This window comes from Pseudomonas sp. BO3-4, assembly GCF_034044115.1.
GTDB lineage: Bacteria > Pseudomonadota > Gammaproteobacteria > Pseudomonadales > Pseudomonadaceae > Aquipseudomonas > Aquipseudomonas alloputida.
The window spans coordinates 1803022-1819296 of the sequence record NZ_CP139018.1 but is presented as its reverse complement, the minus strand read 5'-3'; the positions used below and the strand labels follow the sequence as shown (position 1 = coordinate 1819296).

The following is a 16275-nucleotide window of genomic DNA, read 5'->3' as shown; positions in this document are numbered from 1 at the left end:
TAACGCACAATGCCTGCCGCCACCGCCGCCAGCCCCTGGTACAAGCACCTCTGGCCCTGGATCATCATCGGCATTCTCACCACCTCGGTGTGCCTGAGCCTGACCATGGTCAGCATCGCTGTGCACAACCCGGACAACCTGGTGAATGACAACTACTACGAGGCCGGCAAGGGCATCAACCGCTCGCTGGACCGCGAGCTGCTGGCGCAGCAGCTTGGCCTGAAAGCCAGCGTGCATCTGGACGAACTGACCGGCGAAGTGGACCTGCGCCTGACCGGTAGCAGTGGCCCGCAAAACCTGGAGCTGAACCTGATTTCGCCAACCCAGCCAGAGAAGGACCGCAAGGTGCTGCTGAGCCGTGTCGAAGCAGGACGCTATGTGGGACAACTGGAGGACAAGGTCGACGGGCGGCGCTTTGTGGAACTGCTGGGCAGCGAAGGGGGCCAGGTGTGGCGCCTGTTCGAAGAGGAAAAAGTGGCGCATGGTGTGACCTTGCAGTTGGGTGACGAAGCCCTGCAAGGCGCCGAACACCAACAGTAGCAACACCGCAAATCCCTGTGGGAGCGGGCACGCCCGCGAATGCGATAGCTCAGGCAAAGGTATTTTCAGGTCTGACGCATTCGCGGGCGCGCCCGCTCCCACAGGGTTTCCTATCTGCCTGAGCAGTGTCTGCCCTATGACCCAACCGACCCCCTGCTACCACTGCGCCCTGCCCGTCCCCACTGGCAGCCGCTTCACCGCCGTGGTCCTCGGCCAGCCGCGGCAGTTCTGCTGCCCCGGTTGCCAGGCGGTGGCTGAGTCGATCGTCGCGGGTGGCCTGGAACATTACTACCAGCACCGCAGCGACAACAGCGCCAACCCCGAAGCCCTGCCCAAGCAACTGCAGGACGAACTGGCCCTGTACGACCGCAGTGACGTGCAGCAAACCTTCGTCCGCCACCAGGGCGAGCTGGCCGAAACCACCTTGCTTGTCGAGGGCATCAGCTGCGCCGCCTGCGGCTGGCTGATCGAAAAGCACTTGCGCAACCTGCCCGGTGTCGCCGAAGCCCGTTTGAACCTGTCCAACCACCGCCTGGCGCTGAACTGGGACGACAAGCAACTGCCGCTGTCGCGCCTGCTCGCCGAACTTCGCCAGATCGGCTACGCCGCCCACCCCTACCAGCCTGACCAGGCCGCCGAGCAATTGGCCCGGGAAAACCGCAGCGCCCTACGCCGCCTGGGCGTGGCCGGGCTGCTGTGGTTCCAGGCGATGATGGCGACCATGGCCACTTGGCCGGAATTCAACATCGACCTGACACCCGAGTTACACACCATCCTGCGCTGGGTGGCGCTGTTCCTGACCATTCCCATCGTGTTCTACAGCTGCGCGCCCTTCTTCAAGGGCGCGGCGCGCGACTTGCGAACGCGCCACCTGACCATGGACGTTTCGGTGTCGCTGGCCATTGGCCTGGCGTTCGGCGCCGGCATCTGGACAGCCATCACTGGCAGCGGCGAGCTTTATTTCGACACGGTGGGCATGTTCGCCCTGTTCCTGCTGACCGGCCGCTACCTGGAGCGCCGCGCCCGCGAGCGCACAGCGGCGGCCACTGCGCAGCTGGTCAACCTGCTGCCCGCCTCATGCCTGCGCCTGGACGCCATCGGGCGCAGCGAACGCATCCTGCTCAGCGAGTTACAGTGCGGCGACACCGTGCAGGTGCTGCCCGGCGCGGTCATCCCTGCCGACGGGCGCATCGTCGAGGGCCGCTCCAGCGTCGACGAATCGCTGCTGACCGGCGAGTATCTGCCGCAACCACGCCGGGTGGGTGAGCGGGTCACTGGCGGTACGCTGAACGTTGAAAGCGCGCTGAATGTGGAAGTGGAAGCCCTCGGCCATGACTCACGCTTGTCGGCCATCGTCCGCCTGCTGGAACGCGCCCAGACTGAAAAACCGCGCCTGGCGGAAATTGCCGATCGCGCCTCGCAGTGGTTCCTGCTGTTCTCGCTGCTGGCCGCCGTTGCCATCGGCCTGTGGTGGTGGCACCTGGACCCGACAAGGGCGTTCTGGATCGTGCTGGCCATGCTCGTGGCCACCTGCCCTTGTGCCCTGTCTTTGGCTACGCCAACCGCACTGACCGCCGCCACCGGAACCCTGCACAAGCTTGGCCTGCTGGTGACCCGCGGCCATGTGCTGGAGGGCCTGAATCAGATCGACACGGTGATCTTCGACAAGACCGGCACACTGACCGAGGGCCGCCTGACCTTGCGCAGCATCCGCCCGCTCGGCAGCCAGGCCGCCGACCGCTGCCTGGCCCTGGCCGCGGCGCTGGAAAACCGCTCCGAACACCCCATCGCTCGCGCCTTTGGTCGTACCGCCACGCCTGCCGATGACGTACAGAGCGTACCCGGCCTGGGCCTGGAGGGGCTGGTCGACGGCCAGCGCCTGCGCATTGGTCAGGCTACCTTCGTCTGCGCCTTGAGTGGTGCGGAAATCCCCGCTGTGCCCGAGCCTCGCGGCCAGTGGCTGCTGCTGGGCGACCGCCAGGGCCCCATGGCCTGGTTCGGCCTGGATGACCGCCTGCGCGACGATGCCCCGGCCCTGCTCGCTGCCTGCAAGGCGCGGGGCTGGCACACCCTGCTGCTGTCGGGCGACAGCTCGCCGATGGTTGCCGAAGTGGCCGCGCAGCTGGGTATCGAGCAGGCCATAGGCGGCCTGCGCCCGGATGACAAACTGGACCGCCTGAAAGCCCTGCAGGCTGACGGGCGCAAGGTGCTGATGCTCGGCGACGGGGTCAACGATGTACCGGTACTGGCCGCCGCCGATATCAGCATCGCCATGGGCAGCGCCACCGACCTGGCCAAGACCAGTGCCGACGCCGTCTTGCTGTCCAACCGCCTGCAAGCGCTGGTGCAGGCGTTCGAGCTGGCCCGCCGCACCCGCCGCAACATCCTCGAGAACCTGCTGTGGGCGACCCTGTATAATGGCCTGATGTTGCCGTTCGCCGCGCTCGGCTGGATCACGCCGGTGTGGGCCGCCATCGGCATGTCGGTCAGCTCGCTGATCGTGGTGCTCAATGCCCTGCGCCTGACCCGGATGCCCGTGGCCTCGGGCCCGCTGCCCCACGAAGCCCCTTTACCCGGGAGGAAGTCGCCATGCCCGCCCTCTATGTCATGATCCCGGCAGCGCTGCTGCTGGTCGGCGTGGCCGTGTACATCTTCTTCTGGGCGGTCGACAGCGGTCAGTACGATGACCTTGAAGGCCCCGCCCACAGCATACTGTTCGACGATCAGGACCCGCGCCACCAGGCGGCAGTGAAGCCTGACGATGCCGCAGCCGACACCGACAAGGAACCACCACCCCGTGCCTGACCTGCTTGCGCTGCTGGGCTCGGCACTGGTCCTTGGCCTGCTAGGGGGCGGTCACTGCCTGGGCATGTGCGGCGGCCTGATGGGCGCACTGACCTTGGCCATCCCCCCCGAACAACGCGGCAAGCGCCTGCGCCTGTTGCTGGCGTACAACCTGGGGCGCATTTTCAGCTATGCCTGCGCCGGCCTGTTGCTGGGCCTGGCCGGCTGGGCCGTGGCCAGCAGCCCGGCAGCGCTGGCGCTGCGGGTGGCTGCAGCGCTGCTGCTGATTGCCATGGGCCTGTACCTGGCCGGCTGGTGGAGCGGGCTGACCCGTATCGAGGCGCTGGGCCGCGGGTTGTGGCGGCATATCCAGCCAGTGGCGTCGCGATTGCTGCCAGTGTCCAGCCTCCCTCGGGCATTGCTGCTGGGCGCCCTTTGGGGCTGGCTGCCGTGCGGGCTGGTGTACAGCACCCTGCTGTGGGCGGCCAGCCAGGGCAATGCCGGCTACAGCGCCGGGTTGATGCTGGCGTTCGGGGTGGGCACCTGGCCGGTGTTGCTGGCAACCGGGCTGGCTGCCGAACGGGTAAACGCCCTGTTGCGGCGACGCAGCGTGCGCGTGGCGGGCGGTGTGCTGGTGATGCTATTCGGTGTCTGGACCCTGCCGGGCCCACACCAGCACTGGCTGATGGGGCATTGACGGGGGCTGCAAAGCAGCCCCAATGCCCTTGATACAAATCAACACAGTTTCCTACAGACGGCCATAGACTCCGGTGCACTGCTGCTCTTTCCGGGGACTACCCTCATGCTCGACGACCTCCGTTGGGATACCGACCTGATCCGCCGCTACGATCTCGCCGGGCCACGCTACACCTCTTACCCAACCGCCGTGCAACTGCACAGCGAGGTGGGTTCGTTCGACCTGCTCAACGCCCTGCGCGAGAGCCGACGGGCCGTGCGCCCGCTGTCGCTGTACGTGCATGTGCCGTTCTGCGCCAACATCTGCTACTACTGCGCCTGCAACAAGGTCATCACCAAAGACCGTGCGCGCGCTGCGCCCTACCTGCAGCGCCTGGAGCAGGAAATCCAGCTGATCGCCTGCCACCTGGACCCTAAACAACGTGTTGAACAGCTGCATTTTGGCGGCGGCACACCGACCTTCCTCAGCCATGTGGAACTGCGCCAGCTGATGGCCACCCTGCGCCAGCACTTCCACCTGCTGGACGACGATTCCGGCGACTACGGCATCGAGATCGACCCTCGCGAAGCCGACTGGTCGACCATGGGCCTGCTTCGCGAACTGGGCTTCAACCGCGTCAGCCTGGGTGTACAGGACCTCGACCCGGCCGTGCAGCGCGCGATCAACCGCCTGCAGAGCCTGGAACAGACCCGCACCTTGATCGAGGCTGCGCGCACGCTGCAGTTTCGCTCGGTCAACCTCGACTTGATCTACGGCCTGCCCAAGCAAACCCCGGAAGGCTTTGCCCGCACCGTCGAAGAGGTGATCCGCCTGCAGCCCGACCGCCTGTCGGTGTTCAACTACGCTCACCTTCCCGAACGCTTCATGCCGCAACGGCGCATTGACAGCAACGATCTGCCCAGCGCGGCCGCCAAGCTGGAGATGCTGCACGCCACCATCGACCAACTGACCGCCGCCGGTTACCGCTACATCGGCATGGACCACTTCGCCCTGCCCGACGACGAACTGGCCATTGCCCAGGAAGAAGGCACCTTGCAGCGCAACTTCCAGGGCTACACCACCCACGGGCACTGCGACCTGATTGGCCTGGGCGTGTCGGCGATCAGCCAGATCGGCGACCTGTACTGCCAGAACAGCAGTGACCTCAACACCTACCAGGACAGCCTGTCCAACGCCCAGCTGGCCACCCAGCGCGGCTTGCTGTGCAACCACGACGACCGCATACGCCGGGCAGTGATCCAGCAACTGATCTGCCATTTCGAGCTGGATTTCGAACCCATCGAACAGGCTTTCACTCTGGATTTTCGCGGTTACTTCAACGACCTCTGGCCCGAGCTGCTGACCTTGCAGCGCGACGGCCTGATCAGCCTGGACGACAAGGGCATTCGCATCCTGCCCGCCGGCCGGCTGCTGGCGCGCTCGGTATGCATGGTGTTCGACGCCTATCTGGCGATGCACAACCGCCAGCGCTTCTCGCGAGTGATCTGAAAAACAAGGCGTTCAACCGCATGGACAAGCTTCCTTGTCAGGCACACTATGAGCACACAAGGACTCCCGGCAGGCCACCTGCCGGGGTTTCGCCAGCGCGCACCATCACCGCGCACACTGGCCTACACCCTGTGTCGTGAGTTACCCTTACGACTTATGTGTGCTTTCCCACAAGGATCGATTCAAATGTCCGAGCCAGTCAAACTGCGCCCACACAACCAGGCCCATTGCAAGGATTGCAGCCTGGCCCCTCTGTGCCTGCCTCTTTCGCTGAACCTGGAAGACATGGACGCGCTGGATGAAATCGTCAAACGCGGGCGGCCGCTCAAGAAAGGCGAGTTTCTGTTCCGCCAGGGTGACAGTTTTGGCTCGGTCTACGCAGTACGGTCCGGGGCCCTGAAAACCTTCAGCCTCAGCGACAGCGGCGAAGAGCAGATCACAGGCTTCCACCTGCCCAGCGAATTGGTCGGCCTGTCAGGCATGGATACCGAAGCCTACCCGGTATCGGCCCAGGCCCAGGAAACCACTTCGGTGTGTGAAATCCCCTTCGAGCGGCTGGACGAGCTATCGGTACAACTGCCACAGCTACGCCGCCAGCTGATGCGGGTAATGAGCCGTGAAATCCGCGACGACCAGCAAATGATGCTGCTGCTGTCGAAAAAGACCGCCGACGAGCGCATTGCCACCTTCCTGGTCAACCTGTCGGCGCGCTTCCGCGCCCGCGGCTATTCGGCCAATCAGTTCCGCCTGAGCATGTCGCGCAACGAAATCGGCAATTACCTTGGCCTGGCGGTAGAAACCGTGTCGCGGGTGTTCACCCGCTTCCAGCAGAACGGCCTGCTGCGCGCCGAGGGCAAGGAAGTGCACATCCTCGACCCGATCCAGCTGTGCGCGCTGGCCGGTGGTGCAATCGAGGCCTGACGCTGGTCTTTAGCGGGTATACTTGGGCATTCGTTTTCCCAGGATACCCGCAACAATGCACAGCGAAGCCTTCGACCTCAAAGCCCTGATCCGCCCGGTAGTGGACTTCCCCAAACCGGGTGTGATCTTCCGCGACATTACCCCGTTGTTCCAGTCGCCACGCGGGCTGCGCTATGTGGCCGACCAGTTCATCGAGCGCTATGTCGAGGCTGAATTCAGCCACATCGGCGCCATGGACGCGCGGGGTTTCCTGATCGGCTCGATCATCGCCCACCAGCTGAACAAGCCGCTGATCCTGTTCCGCAAGCAGGGCAAGCTGCCGGCCGACGTGTTGAGCGAGGGTTACCAGACCGAGTACGGCGAGGCCTTCCTGGAAGTGCATGCCGACAGCCTGTGTGAAGGCGACTCGGTGCTGATCTTCGATGACCTGATTGCTACTGGCGGTACGCTGCTGGCGGCGGCCAACCTGGTGCGTCGTACTGGGGCGCAGGTGTTCGAGGCGGCAGCGATCATCGACCTGCCGGAACTGGACGGGTCGCGCCGGTTGCAGGCGGCCGGGGTGCCTACCTTCTGCCTGACCGAGTTTTCCCTCAGCGAGTACTGAGCGGGCTGTTGGGGCTGCTTTGCAGCCCATCAGCGGGTAAACCCGCGCCTACAAAGGCCGCGCATTTTTTGTAGCCGCGGGTTTACCCGCGAATGGGCCGCCAAGCGGCCCCAATGAATCAGAGCGAAATGGGCCGGCGCCCTGCAAAGGCATGGGCCAAGGTACCACCGTCCACCATCTCCAGCTCACCGCCCAGCGGCACACCATGGGCAATGCGAGACGCCACCAAGCCTTTCTCGCTCAGCAACTGGGCAATGTAATGCGCCGTCGCCTCCCCCTCCACCGTCGGGTTGGTCGCCAGGATCACCTCGGTAAAGGTGCCCTGCTCTTCGATCCGCGCCATCAGCTGCGGAATACCGATCGCCTCAGGCCCCAGGCCATCCAGCGGCGACAGGTGCCCCTTGAGCACGAAGTAACGGCCACGGTAGCCCGTCTGCTCCACCGCATACACATCGGTCGGCCCCTCGACCACGCACAGCTGGGTGTCGTCACGGCGCGGGTCGGCGCACTGCGGGCACAGTTCCTGCTCGGTGAGGGTGCGACACTGGCGGCAATGCCCTACCCCTTCCATGGCCTGGGTCAAGGCCTGAGCCAGGCGCAGCCCGCCACTGCGGTCGCGCTCGAGCAGTTGCAGGGCCATGCGCTGGGCGGTTTTCTGGCCAACGCCTGGCAAGATGCGCAGGCCGTCGATCAGTTGGCGGATGAGAGGGCTGAAGCTCATGGGAAAGGCCTGACAATTCAATAAGAGGCGGTTTATACCCAGCGGGGGCGGTGGCGTCAAATCACCTCGCCCAAAGCCTGCAAGGTCTGCTTTTTTGTGGGAGCGGCCTTGTGTCGCGAAAGGGCTGCTAAGCAGCCCCGGCACTCTATGCTGCAAAGCTGGAATCCGGGGGCCGCTTCGCGCCCCTTTCGCGACACAAGGCCGCCTCCACATAAGGAGCAGACCGCAGCCGGGTGAAATCTACGCAAAAAAAAACGCCGCTGATATCAGCGGCGTTTTTGAGTACCTCAATGCCTTAGAACGGCATCTTGAAGCCTGGCGGCAGTTGCATGCCGGCGGTCATGCCGCCCATCTTTTCCTGGCTGCTTTGCTCAACCTTGCGCACGGCGTCGTTCAGCGCAGCGGCAATGAGGTCCTCCAGAACTTCCTTGTCGTCTTCATCAGTCGACATCAGGCTCTGGTCGATGCTGACGCGCTTGACGTCGTGACGACCGGTCATCACCACGCTCACCAGACCGCCACCGGACTGACCGGTGACTTCGGCGTTGGCCAGTTCTTCCTGCATCTTCTGCATTTTTTCCTGCATCTGCTGGGCCTGCTTCATCAGGCCGGCCATGCCACCTTTCATCATGGGGTATACCTCGATTGGGTCATGTGATGCGGCCCGGCACCGGGCCGGCCGCATGGTTATCCGTTACTGGCCCTGACTGGCCAGGGCTTCTACAGGCTCAATAGTATCCTGCCGCACCTTGGCGCCGAACAACTTGATCATCTGCTGGATCAACGGATCCTGCTCGATCGACGCGACGGCGTCCTGCTGGCGCTCGGCACGCTTGCGCGCTGCGGCCTGAGCCGGGGTTTCCTGCTCGGGCAGGATCAGCTCGATGCGCAGGTTCAGCGTGCGCCCCAAGTGCTGGTTGAGCGCTTCGTTCAGGCGCCGCTGCTGGGTGGCGTTGAACAACGCACCCTGGCCCGGGTCCAGATGCAGCAACCAGTCGTCGCCATCGGCGGCAATCAGCGTACAGTTTGCCGCGATGTTGCCTGTCATCCCGGACACAGGCAACTGTGGGAATAATTCCAGCCATTGCAGGGCCAGACCGGTGGCCGGTTTGGCTGCCGGCAACGGTTCGGCCGCCGGTTTGGACACGTCTTCCTGAACATGTTCGGCCAGCTCGTCCAGGTAGCTGAAGCCTGCCGGATCGCTTTCGCCGCCGTAATAGTCTTCGTCAAGCGGCGGCTCATCGTCGCGCTCCATCCCCACGGCAGCGTAGGCAGACGGGTCGAAAGGCGGCTCGTCGTGTGCCGGGGTGGCCTGTGGGGGCGCCACCGGGGCAACAGGCTCGGGCTCGGGCGCGGGTGCCGGTTCGGGCGCGAGTTCAGCCGCTAACGGCGCGGGCGCAACGGCAGGCTCTTCCCACGGCAAGTCGACCACTTCGGCAACAGGCTCAGGTACGGAGATGGCCTCGGCCTCGGCTTCGGCCTTCAGCTCAACATCTGCCTCGGCCTCCGGCTCATGATCAGCCGTCGCGGGTACAGGCACCTCCAGTTGCGGGGCTTGCGCTACAGGCTCCGCCGGCACAGCCGCGACAGGTGATGAAGGCTCGACCGGCGCCGCGGCTGCCACCTGCCCTGCAGGATCAGCTGTGGCCTGGCTGATCCCCGCTGGCTTTAGCACCGGCTTCGGTGCGTCGTCCGTGTCTGCCGGGCGGAACGCCAGCATGCGCAACAGCACCATCTCGAAGCCACCGCGCGGGTCCGGCGCAAGGGGCAGGTCACGGCGGCCTATCAGGCCCATCTGATAATAGAACTGCACATCCTCGGCCGGCAGCGCCGAAGCCAGCGCCAATACCCGCTCGCGATCACCCTGGCCGTTGTCTACCGCTTCGGGCAGCGCCTGGGCAATGGCTACACGGTGCAGCACATTGAGCATTTCGGCCAGAACGCCCGACCAGTCCGGCCCTTGCTCGGCCAGATTACGCACGGCCTCCAGCAAAGCTCTGGCATCGCCTTCGAGCAGTGCCTGCAAGACTCCATACACCTGGCCATGGTCGAGGCTACCCAACATGGCACGTACATCGGCAGCCAGTACCTTGCCTTCACCAAAGGCGATGGCTTGGTCGGTCAGGCTCATGGCATCACGCATGGAACCATCGGCCGCACGGCCCAGCAGCCACAGGGCATCTTCCTCGAACGGTACATTTTCGGCGGCCAGTACGTGGCTGAGGTGCTCCACCACCCGCTCCGGGCTCATGTTCTTCAACGAGAATTGCAGGCAGCGCGACAGGATAGTGGCCGGCAGCTTCTGCGGGTCGGTGGTGGCGAGGATGAACTTGACGTAGGGCGGTGGCTCTTCCAGCGTCTTGAGCAAGGCGTTGAACGAGTGGGTCGAGAGCATGTGCACTTCGTCGATCAGGTAGACCTTGAAGCGCCCACGGCTAGGGGCGTACTGCACGTTATCGAGCAGTTCGCGGGTGTCCTCGACCTTGGTACGGCTGGCGGCGTCGATCTCGATCAGGTCGACAAAACGGCCTTCGTCGATTTCCCGGCACACCGAACAGGTGCCACAGGGCGTGGAGGTGATGCCGGTTTCACAGTTCAGGCACTTGGCGATAATACGGGCGATGGTCGTCTTGCCCACGCCGCGGGTACCGGTGAACAGGTAGGCATGGTGCAGGCGCTGGTTGTCCAAGGCATTGATCAAGGCCTTGAGCACATGGGTCTGGCCGACCATTTCGCGGAACGAGCGCGGACGCCATTTTCGTGCAAGAACCTGATAACTCATCGAAAAACCATCGTAGCCTGATCGAGCGGAAGATCGCTAATGCTAGCGGAGCGGGGGCAAAATTGCACCCTGCGCAACTCGTCTAAGCTTGGAATGGCGCATTGTCCAGGGAGGATTGCCTTTGCGAAGACTGCTGGCCCTGTTACTGCTGTGGTCTACAAACAGCCTGGCTGACCAGCCGGTGCTGCGCTTTTCCGTAGCCGAGAGCTGGAGCATGCCGCTGGTACGCATCGAAGGCGATCAGCCAGTGGAGGGATTGCTTTACGACCTGATGCAAGCCGTTGCCAGGCAAGTGGGCGCTCGCCCCGAGTTCCACGTCATGGCCCGCCTGCGCCTGGAGGAGGCCATGAGCAACGGCGACATTGATGTCCGTTGCTACGTCAGTACCCAATGGCTCAACGACCGCCCAAGGGATTTTGTGTGGAGTATCCCGCTGATTCATCAGCGTGACGTACTGGTCGGCCGCGCCGGTGACAGCACCCCGATACCCCCCGAGCAACTGCCACCTCAGGCGATCGGCACGGTGCTGGGCTACACCTATTCAACCCTTCAACCGCTGCTGGACCACGGCCAGCTGCACCGTGAGGACAGCCGCAGCCAGTTGCTGGTGCTGCAAAAGCTGCAGGCAGGCCGGTATCGCCATGCGGTGAGCAACCAGTTGTCGTTGCAGTGGTTTAACCAAGGGTTGCCAGCGGAGCAGCAATTGCAGGCGCTGACAGTGCTGGAGGAACAGGATTTGGGGTGCATGGTGCGCAACGATCCGGCGATACCGACACAAGGGCTGTTGCGGGCGTTGGTAAGAATGAAGCAGTCGGGGGAGATCGAGCGGATTTTGCAGCGGTATGGAGGGACGGGCGACCCGGACAGTATGTCTGTGGCCCGGCCCGAAATACCCAGCAAAATGCCGGCACACAGCCAGCGCAACTAACGCCCTGCTCATTTCGCGAACGCTTGCGCAAACACTGTGGGAGCAACTGTCTTGCTCAATTTCTAAAAGCGATCCCTGTGGGAGCGGGCTTGCCCGCGAACACGGGCGAAGCCCGTGCCATCCACCGCGCTATATTCTTCGCGGGCATGCCCGCTCCCACAGCGTTGTGCGGCACACTCACAATCGCTATCACAAACTCAATGTCACCGGCCTTTACGTTCAAACGCCAAGCTGACAGCATCCGCCTGCCCCCAGGCAATCTGCATGGCCCGCAACCCATGCTCCAACAACTGCCTGGTTTCTTCGTCCTGAATGCGCTCAAGCGCCCGCCGGATATCGCTGTAGGCGAACATCAGGTAGTGGGAAACATTCATCAACGCGAACTCCATCGGGACGATGCCTTCGCTGATCGCGCGGGAAAGGGATTTGCCTTGGGGAAGATCAAAGACGTGGGGCGGATCGGGGACCAATTTTTTCATGAGCTCACCATACCGGGCTGAGAGCACCCTTTTGCTTCCACACTTAGGGTGACAGTTGTACGCGGGGTGGAAGACCAGGGGTATGGCAAACCCGGCAGGCCCGAAGGCCTCCCACGCACAACTGTCATATCGACAGCCGCCAAACCACCCAGGCTTCCACACCCGATCGCTGAACTGACAGCGACCGCGAAAGCCTAGTGGGCGAGGTTGACCGGGACAATCAGACGGGAGTCGACGGAACACGTAGGATAATTCGCTATGCCTGCCTGACGTGTAGGGGCTTTCCTAGACTGTTATCAGACCTATCTTAAAGTGGGCACTCTGATCATGTGCTTACTGTTATCGGGATCCCTGTCTTCACACCAAAGCCCGTAAATACGCACTCAAGAATAACCCCACACCAAACACAAAATGCGTGGCCAGGCTCTTCAGACAGTTCCGCGCAGGTGTCGGCGTTCTGGACGCAAAGAACCCTGCCCCCATCGCCGGCTGCATGAAGCACAGCGGCGCCACGACTGTACCCACACCCACAACTACCGCAGGTAAAAGAGTTGGCGATCGCAACCAGCCCTCCCCTACGATCACAAGCAGCAGCATCGCGAAAAGCACGCCGGTGGCGTAGTGAATCACCCATCCCCACGCCAACTCATTTCGCACCGGTTCCGCTTTGGAAATCGCTTGGTGCGAAACACGCCCACCTAGGGATGCTCCGATCAACTTGTCGTGCAGCCGCGGCAAGTTGCAATTTTCCAGGCACCTACAGCGTCATTGGACGAAAAGTGACCGAAAAATCATGTACGGAGAGCTTTTTCGACCGGTTCTCCGTGTTAAACGCGAACCTCACCCATACCCATGAGCTGTTTTCGAACCCTCCACAGGTTTGCCAGGGCGAACAGCGTGGTCAACTGAGCCGTGTTTTTCATCAGCCCACGAAAACGTATTTTCACGTAACCAAACTGCCGCTTGATCACGCGAAACGGATGCTCGACCTTGGCCCGTGTCTGAGCCTTGCAGAACTCGATCTTGCGCTTGGCTTTGTACAGTACGCTGCGCTGGTTCAGCTTGGAATAGGTGCTGCGACGCGCTGCAATCTGCCAGATCACCCCCCGATTTTCATGCTCTTCGCGCCTTTCGACACCGGTGTAACCGGCATCTGCATACACGGCGTTTTCTTCGCCATGCAGCAGTTCAGCCACCTGCGTGACATCGGCCACATTGGCAGCGGTGCCATGGACGTGATGCACCAGGCCGGACTCGACATCGGCACCGATGTGCGCCTTCATCCCGAAGAAATACTGACCGCCTTTCTTGGTCTGGTGCATCTCGGGATCACGCTTGCCTTCTTTATTTTTGGTCGAGCTGGGGGCATGAATAATGGTGGCATCGACGATGGTGCCTTGGCGCAGCGACAGGCCTTTTTCCTGCAGATAACCATTGATGACCGCAAGGATTGCCGGTGCGAGCTGATGCTTCTCCAGCAAGTGCCGGAAGTTCATGATCGTGGTGTCTTCGGGGATTGGCGCGCTCAGCGTCAGGCGTGCGAACTGGCGCATGGGCGTGATTTCGTAGAGCGCTTCCTCCATGGCCGGGTCGCTCAGGGAGAACCAGTTCTGCAACAGATGGATGCGCAGCATGGTTTCCAGAGGATAGGGTTTTCTACCGCCGCCGGCCTTGGGGTAGAACGGTTCGATCAGCTCCAGCAGGCCTGCCCAGGGCACCACCTGATCCATTTCGGCGAGGAAGCGCTCTCGGCGGGTTTGCTTGCGCTTGCCGGCGTACTCAAAGTCGGAAAAGCTCATCTGGCTCATGGGCGGCTCGGATCAGGTGTTGCGGGGATTCTCGCATAACTGAAGGCTTGTTCGGAGATTCCCTAGCAAGTGCCCCGCCCAACGCCCGACCATGGCAAAGTTCAGCGTTGCCACACCCAACCGCCTCAGCAGCAGCCCCCACAGGTCCATCACTACAGTGGCAGCTATGCCAATCGGCAATGCAGCTAAAAACATCGCAGTAAACGTCATTTGAACAAGCCCTCGAAGGTTGACGGTCATTACCATGCCGCGCAGCATAGAAGTTGAAGTCAACTTCAAGTCAAGGGCCCGAAATGGACATTGCCGACGTCGCCAAACGCACAGGCGTACCCGCATCGACACTGCGTTACTACGAGAAGAAAGGCTTGCTCAAGTCGCTTGCCGGGCACGGTCAGCGTCGACAGTTTGCAGCCGACGTGGCGGACAGGCTAGCGCTGATCGCCCTGGGGCAGGCTGCGGGGTTTTCGCTGGATGAAGTGGGGGCGATGCTGGTGGACCTGCAGGTCGACCGGCAGATGCTGATGGCCAAGGCGGACGAGCTGGATGCGCGGATCAAGCGGTTGCGGGCGATGAGCAAGGGGTTGCGGCATGCCGCACAGTGTCCTGAGAAAGATCATCTGGCATGCCCGAAATTCCAGCAGCTGATGAAGCTGTCGGCGGCAGGAGCATTGGGCGAAAAGCAGAAAAGAACGAAGACGTTCGTTACAGATTGAGGTTTTCCGACCCCAGAAATGGAGGCAGCCCCACCAGCCACACCCCGGCACTCGATGTTCCCGCTATGGCTGCTCCCTTCCGGGCCTGACCAGGTACGCATGCAAGCATGCTCGGGAATCAATGCGAGCCTTATGGGGCAAGGGTTTCAGGCTGATGAGGTAGATCGCCATCTACCCATGCAAACACCAAGTACGCTCGCTCAAGACTCGGGGTGTGACCAGAATTGTTCCACTCAATTGGTCCACTTTACTGGTCCACTCTGGTGTTCCCTCATGGCCTACATCGTCCGCCGCCAGTCCGTTTACTACCTCAACCTTCGACTGCCAAAGCACCTATTCCCCAACCGGCACACCCTGCGTATTTCCCTGCGAGTGCGAGAGCGGCAGGCAGCCTTGTACCTTGCAACCTCACTGGCTCAGCGAGTGAGCAGCCACTTGAACGAGCACCCCCTAACGCCTCCTGAAACGCTGCGTGTGCTTTGCGTGCAATGGCGCGACTCATCCCCCAGGCCATTACCCTGCACTGCATCAAAGCAAGCTGTGGCGCCCACAGCGAAGCCAGCAAGTAGCGGTCCTACCCTGGCAACCCTTTCCAAGCTTTATATAGAGGAAGGCAAACGCGGTGGTACATGGCGGCAAGGCAGTATCGACGATGTGGAACGTGCACTAGCCGACCTGTTCGAGCTGATGGGTGACATGCCTGCGGCAGCCTTCGATCCACAACAAGCTCGCCTACTAAAAGAGCGGCTGAGCCAGTGCCCCCAATACTTCGGGCTACGCCCCGAGTTCAAGGGGAAGACTCTGCGAGAAGTGGTCGAATCGGGTAGCAGTTACAAGACCATCACCGCCGTCACGGTGAACAACCGACTACGCAAGCTCACCGCCTTTGTGAACTGGTGCAAAGCGAACGGGTACGTTACTGACAACCCTCTGGCTGGCATGAAGGTCATGACGGGATCGGCAAAGGAAGCACGCCTGTCATTTGACCGCCACGACCTGGTAGCCCTACTGGATCATGAGGCATTGCGAAAAGAAGCCCGCAAGAATCCCTGGCGCTACTGGCTTCCGTTGCTGGGGAGAGCCACGGGGGCGCGATTGGAAGAACTCTGCCAATTGCGAGTCGATGACTTTATCGAACAACAGGGAATCCAGTGCATCCGCATTGATGACAACGGTGCGGGCCAAAACCTCAAAAACGCCAGCAGTCGTCGCGTGATTCCTTTACACCCTAGCCTGCTAGATATGGGCCTGCTCCAGCACATTGAATCGGTCAAGGCTACCGGTGCTGATCGGGTGTTTCCTGAACTGGAAGCCGTTCGAGGCAAGCTGGGCCATGCCCCATCAAAGTGGTTTGGTCGTTACAAGACCAAACAGGGCGTCACCGATGGTCGCAAGACGTTCCACAGCTTCCGCCATACCCTTATCGATGACCTACGGGATGCCGGGGTGCAGGATTCTCTAATCAAACGTATCGCTGGACACGAAGATGCAGCGGTGACGTTCAGCGTCTATGGGAGCCGTAACCCCATCAGGGCGATGCTGGAAGCGTTGTCGCATATCAGCTTGTAACGCTCACTGGCGTATGACATAGCGGTGGCGGCTTCCTAGCTGCGAATCCCGCTAGGTAAATGATGGGAAACCGCTGGCGCCGATACCAAGAACGTCGGCTTTTCTGGCTGCCCACAGCGGCGCTGCCGGTCCCAACCAGACAGAGATAAACCACCCCATGACAACACCAGAAATCTAATCACATGACACAACCAATGCAGCTAATCAGCCGTCAGAAAACCAATATAAACATTAAAGCCAG

General features: G+C 62.0%; 16 protein-coding genes, 1 other RNA gene and 1 pseudogene. 10 read left to right on the top strand and 8 right to left on the bottom strand.

Translation table 11 applies throughout. The features are described 5' to 3' along the window. Positions 1-9: 9 nt before the first annotated feature. The 7 genes from REH59_RS08485 (at position 10) to REH59_RS08455 (ending at position 7034) form a co-directional block, all read left to right on the top strand. Complete coding sequence (locus REH59_RS08485; RefSeq protein ID WP_010955009.1) at positions 10-540, top strand: FixH family protein; 531 nt, start codon at positions 10-12, stop codon at positions 538-540. 136 nt (positions 541-676) lie between these two features. Further along, on the top strand, positions 677-3151 hold the full coding sequence (locus REH59_RS08480; RefSeq protein WP_014859408.1) for a heavy metal translocating P-type ATPase: 2475 nt from the start codon (positions 677-679) through the stop codon (positions 3149-3151). Then, positions 3130-3345, top strand: coding sequence for a cbb3-type cytochrome oxidase assembly protein CcoS (ccoS, locus tag REH59_RS08475; protein ID WP_010955011.1), 216 nt, complete (start codon positions 3130-3132; stop codon positions 3343-3345). The genes REH59_RS08480 and ccoS overlap by 22 nt, the downstream gene beginning before the upstream one ends. Beyond that, the gene (locus REH59_RS08470; protein WP_405124441.1) at positions 3302-4021 is read left to right on the top strand and encodes a sulfite exporter TauE/SafE family protein; all 720 of its coding nucleotides are present in this window, start codon (positions 3302-3304) and stop codon (positions 4019-4021) included. Before ccoS ends, REH59_RS08470 begins: the two co-directional genes overlap by 44 nt. Before the next feature lie 105 nt (positions 4022-4126). Further along, positions 4127-5509, top strand: a complete 1383-nt coding sequence (hemN, locus tag REH59_RS08465) for an oxygen-independent coproporphyrinogen III oxidase (protein WP_014755840.1) — start codon at positions 4127-4129, stop codon at positions 5507-5509. Between the two features lie 186 nt (positions 5510-5695). After that, positions 5696-6430: a Crp/Fnr family transcriptional regulator FnrA gene (gene fnrA / locus REH59_RS08460; protein ID WP_003254301.1), complete on the top strand. Its 735-nt coding sequence runs from the start codon at positions 5696-5698 to the stop codon at positions 6428-6430. A gap of 55 nt (positions 6431-6485) precedes the next feature. Then, entirely contained in the window at positions 6486-7034 is a 549-nt protein-coding gene (locus tag REH59_RS08455) for an adenine phosphoribosyltransferase (protein ID WP_003254303.1), read from the top strand. 118 nt (positions 7035-7152) lie between these two features. Here the strand turns inward: REH59_RS08455 and recR are convergent, their stop codons facing one another. From recR to dnaX, 3 genes are all read right to left on the bottom strand, one after another. After that, on the bottom strand, positions 7153-7755 hold the full coding sequence (gene recR, locus REH59_RS08450; protein WP_003254304.1) for a recombination mediator RecR: 603 nt from the start codon (positions 7753-7755) through the stop codon (positions 7153-7155). Between the two features lie 295 nt (positions 7756-8050). Further along, on the bottom strand, positions 8051-8386 hold the full coding sequence (locus REH59_RS08445) for a YbaB/EbfC family nucleoid-associated protein (protein ID WP_003254305.1): 336 nt from the start codon (positions 8384-8386) through the stop codon (positions 8051-8053). A gap of 63 nt (positions 8387-8449) precedes the next feature. After that, positions 8450-10537: a DNA polymerase III subunit gamma/tau gene (dnaX, locus tag REH59_RS08440; RefSeq protein ID WP_014859410.1), complete on the bottom strand. Its 2088-nt coding sequence runs from the start codon at positions 10535-10537 to the stop codon at positions 8450-8452. 121 nt (positions 10538-10658) lie between these two features. Here dnaX and REH59_RS08435 point away from each other — a divergent pair, with 121 nt between their 5' ends. Then, complete coding sequence (locus REH59_RS08435; RefSeq protein ID WP_014859411.1) at positions 10659-11465, top strand: substrate-binding periplasmic protein; 807 nt, start codon at positions 10659-10661, stop codon at positions 11463-11465. A gap of 203 nt (positions 11466-11668) precedes the next feature. On the opposite strand, the gene REH59_RS08430 is transcribed toward REH59_RS08435, so the two are convergent. The 4 genes and pseudogenes from REH59_RS08430 to REH59_RS08415 all read right to left on the bottom strand — a co-directional run. Then, complete coding sequence (locus tag REH59_RS08430; protein WP_128573572.1) at positions 11669-11944, bottom strand: hypothetical protein; 276 nt, start codon at positions 11942-11944, stop codon at positions 11669-11671. A 357-nt stretch (positions 11945-12301) separates the two neighbouring features. Beyond that, positions 12302-12682, bottom strand: coding sequence for a DUF2938 family protein (locus REH59_RS08425; protein WP_320450482.1), 381 nt, complete (start codon positions 12680-12682; stop codon positions 12302-12304). Between the two features lie 89 nt (positions 12683-12771). Continuing rightward, the gene (locus REH59_RS08420; RefSeq protein WP_003117291.1) at positions 12772-13752 is read right to left on the bottom strand and encodes an IS5-like element ISPa41 family transposase; all 981 of its coding nucleotides are present in this window, start codon (positions 13750-13752) and stop codon (positions 12772-12774) included. Between the two features lie 60 nt (positions 13753-13812). Then, positions 13813-13962 (bottom strand): annotated as a pseudogene (locus tag REH59_RS08415) (DUF2938 family protein); the annotation flags it as partial. Positions 13963-14045: 83 nt separating this feature from the next. Between REH59_RS08415 and REH59_RS08410 the strand changes: the two are divergent. Next, positions 14046-14465 carry a helix-turn-helix domain-containing protein gene (locus REH59_RS08410; protein ID WP_014859413.1) on the top strand — a complete coding sequence of 140 codons (420 nt, stop codon included), beginning with the start codon at positions 14046-14048 and terminating at the stop codon, positions 14463-14465. Between the two features lie 35 nt (positions 14466-14500). On the opposite strand, the gene ffs is transcribed toward REH59_RS08410, so the two are convergent. Continuing rightward, positions 14501-14586: signal recognition particle sRNA small type (ffs, locus tag REH59_RS08405), an RNA gene on the bottom strand. Positions 14587-14738: 152 nt separating this feature from the next. Between ffs and REH59_RS08400 the strand changes: the two genes are divergently transcribed. Further along, complete coding sequence (locus tag REH59_RS08400) at positions 14739-16034, top strand: site-specific integrase (RefSeq protein ID WP_230064980.1); 1296 nt, start codon at positions 14739-14741, stop codon at positions 16032-16034. The last annotated feature ends 241 nt before the right edge of the window (positions 16035-16275 follow it).